General features: G+C 43.3%; 3 protein-coding genes. 1 reads left to right on the forward strand and 2 read right to left on the reverse strand.

Features of this window, described 5'->3' with window-relative positions; all coding sequences use genetic code 11:
• On the reverse strand, window positions 1-1,335 hold a 1,335-nt coding region (locus F6K20_RS30455), incomplete at its 3' end, for an RNA-guided endonuclease InsQ/TnpB family protein (protein WP_287297205.1).
• 108 nt (window positions 1,336-1,443) lie between these two features.
• On the opposite strand from F6K20_RS30455, the gene F6K20_RS30460 reads away from it, so the two are divergent.
• Window positions 1,444-1,605 (forward strand): hypothetical protein, encoded by a 162-nt coding sequence (locus F6K20_RS30460; RefSeq protein WP_229419904.1) that lies wholly within the window; start codon window positions 1,444-1,446, stop codon window positions 1,603-1,605.
• A 225-nt stretch (window positions 1,606-1,830) separates the two neighbouring features.
• Here the strand turns inward: F6K20_RS30460 and F6K20_RS30465 are convergent.
• A partial coding sequence (locus F6K20_RS30465; protein WP_502708896.1) for a WD40 repeat domain-containing protein occupies window positions 1,831-3,365 on the reverse strand: 1,535 nt, incomplete at its 5' end.

Below are 3,365 nucleotides of genomic sequence, written 5' to 3' on the forward strand. Positions count from 1 at the left end.
CGGGGTGTCAGCAGACCCGTCTGATGAGCGTGATTTTTGACGCTTCAACTTCCCTAGTTGCTTCATTGATCCAGTATGCTTTCTGGTCTTTGAAGTAGAGCTAGAAAATCCACGTTTATCGAGGTCAGCACCGTACCCCGGCTGTTTTCCTAATGCTGCATTGAACATTACCATGGCGCTGGTCTTGTCTCTGTCAAACTCAAAACTACAAGCATCGCAGACATGGTATCGATTTGATAATTCAGCCCAGTTCTTATGAACTTTTCCACATTCTGGGCAGCGCTGTGATGGCTTCAATTGTCTGGTTGGCAATTGAAGGACAATCCCTCCCTTAAGTTCAATTTTGTAGGTTAACATCTTGTTGAGAGTGCCAAAACCTACATCTAAAATGGCTTTGTTCAATCCAGCTTTCTGTTTCTTTCTCTTTGACCCTTTTTTTGCTTTTCGGGTCAATCCTTTCGTGTTTAACTTCTCAGTTACGCCGATGTCATAACGACTAGCTAAATCTGACGTAACTTTGTGCTGCCAGTCTTTACGTTGTAATCCGGCTTTTATTTTTAGTTGAGACTCTCGCTTATTCGCTTTTTTCCAGCGATTAGAAGCTTTTATTCCTTTCTTGAAATCGGGGGCTTGCTTTCTGCGTTTCTCTTTCCCAGCGGCTTTCACTTTAGGCTCTAGGGTTTTAGTAAACCTCTGATTGGCTATCTCTTCAAATTCCGCGCCGTTGAAAGCTGTAATTGCTGTCTCAGTTCCCAAGTCATAAGCTACGATTTTCTCGTAGACTAAATCAGATTCTGAGCCATATCTAGTCTGCTGTGTATCAACTTTGACTGTAATTGAAGCAAACCAGGCATTAATACTAGGTTTATAAGCAATAGTCAAAGTTGTTGGAGTTCCCCAAAACTTTGCTTGCCCACGCATCTTGATGACAAGACCAAGATCATTCAATACCAATGTCCCGTTTTTGCCATCGGTATTAGCTTTCCATCCAGCCTTACTAGGGTAAGTCCATCCTGAATACTTCTTGATTGATTTGTATCTAGGAATTTCACTTAATCCCTTCAAGAAACGATTGTATGCTAAATCTACTCTTTTAAGAGTCGCTTGCAAAGAAGTACTGTAAAGTTCTTTGTACTCTGGCCAACATTCCTTGAAAGCTGGCAAGCAGTTTTGCTGATATAAGTACCCTATGGTTTTCTTGTTTGCTTTCCATTCATAGCGACGATCAGCTATCCCCGCATTATACAATAATTGATGTAATTTTCTTGCGTAAAACATCTTTGATATAGCTGTTTTGTTGGGATATAGACGAAATGTTTGCCTAAGAGTCGCCATGAATTAAATCACCTCCTTGTTTTTCTTGTTTCTTTGCTAGAGTCATTTTAGTATAGTCTACGGTAATTCGATATGTCAAGTATAAAAAAGAAAAAACCAGAAAAAAGAATGAGGGGGGCTCCAGCTCATTATGATGAACTAAAAAGAAAGCATGGTATCTGGCTGACTGACACTACCTGGAAGTGGTTACAATTGTCTGCTGAAGAGGCTGGGACAAGTGTAGGAGAGTATATAGAGAGTTGGGCGAGGAAACAGATAGACAGTATTTGAGAGGGGCTATCCATCCTAGAGACGAAACCTTAGTATAGTGGAGCCTTAATAAAATAGTTTTAACCCTTTTTCTCATAGCCTGCTGATCATAAAGGCTCCACTATACTTACGGTAACTTCAACACCTTGGAAGAAGGTGGGGAATTTCGCCCCCTCTTGCCTCCCCCTATCTTGTTAAAAACAATTTTCATCTTAAATCACCAGTTTCGTTCCCATCTTCTTTAAATCAACTCAGCGCCCCCAACGCTTCCAGTGCTGACTTCTGTGCTAGGCTCAAACCAGTAACCCCTGTGATGTTCATACCTTGGTAAGGTCGATCAGGAATCAAGGTTTTAATACACTGACCTGTGTGGGTATTCCAAACTTTAATAGTCCCATCATTACTGCCACAAGTAAGCCAATAACTGCTCACCTGTTCTTGATCAGACCTACCCTGGTGATCTTGATGTTTTACAGGACTAAACCCAATCGATGACCGTACTGAATTCCGATGACCGTGTAAGGTTCTCAGATACTTACCCGTACTTGCCTGCCAAAGCCTAATGGTTTGATCTAAGCTACCACTGGCAATCAATTCACCATCAGGACTAAAGGCGACAGACCAGACACCTTTACTATGGCCTCGCAAAATCCTGACACATTCCCCAGTCCTAACATCCCAAATCCGAACAGTTTGGTCTCCACTGCTGCTAACTAGGGTTTGGCCATCAGGACTAAATGCTACCGACTGTACCCGACTAGTGTGACCCTGTAAAACCTTGAGACATTCACTACTCCTGACATCCCATAAGCGTATGGTTTCGTCTTCACTAGCACTGGCTAGGGTTTGACCGTCTCGACTGAAGGTAACAGACCAAATCCAACTGGTGTGACCCCGTAAGATCTTAAAACATTGACCAGTATTGACGTCCCATAACCGGATGGTTTTGTCATCACCACTACTGGCAAGAGTCTCACCAAGAGGACTAAAACTAACGGATTGCACCCAATAGGAGTGACCACACAATACTTTCAGGCATTGACCTGTACTTACTGACCACAAGTGTATGGTTTGGTCAGCGCTGCTGCTAGCGAGAATTTCACCATTGGGGTGAAATGCCACAGAAGTCACCCAACCGGTGTGTCCCTCTAGTCTCTTTAAACAGTTATCACTACTGACATCCCACAACCTGACCATGTTGTCAGTACTGGCACTGGCTAATTGTTGACCATTGGGACTGAATACTGCTGAAAATACAGAATTAGTATATCCTTGTAAAATTTTAAGACATCTACCTGTGTTGCTATTCCATAGACGTACGGTTTGGTCACTGCTGCCACTAGCTACGGTTCGACCATCCCGATTAAATGCCACTGAAAATATAGAATTGGTGTGTCCTTGTAGGTAGTTCAGGCATTCACCACTGCTGACATCCCACAGCCTCACCGTCTGGTCATCACTGCCACTGACTAGGGTTTGCCCATCTGCACTAAACATCACTGACCGTATTCTGTCGCTATGGTTAGTTAAGGTGTTGAGACATTCACCTGTGCATGGGTCCCACAATCTAATGGTAAAGTCAGCACTTGCACTGGCTAACATCGCACCATCGGGACTAAAATTAACTGACCAAATCCGATTAGTATGACCATGACAGATCTGGCGACATTCACCAGTACTAAAATTCCAAAGTCTCACTGTCTGGTCATCACTAGCACTGGCTAAGGTTTTACCATCTGCACTAAAGGCCACCGACAGGACTTGACCGGTGTGTCCCTGAC

This window comes from Moorena sp. SIO2C4 (genome assembly GCF_010672485.1).
GTDB classification, from domain to species: domain Bacteria; phylum Cyanobacteriota; class Cyanobacteriia; order Cyanobacteriales; family Coleofasciculaceae; genus Moorena; species Moorena producens.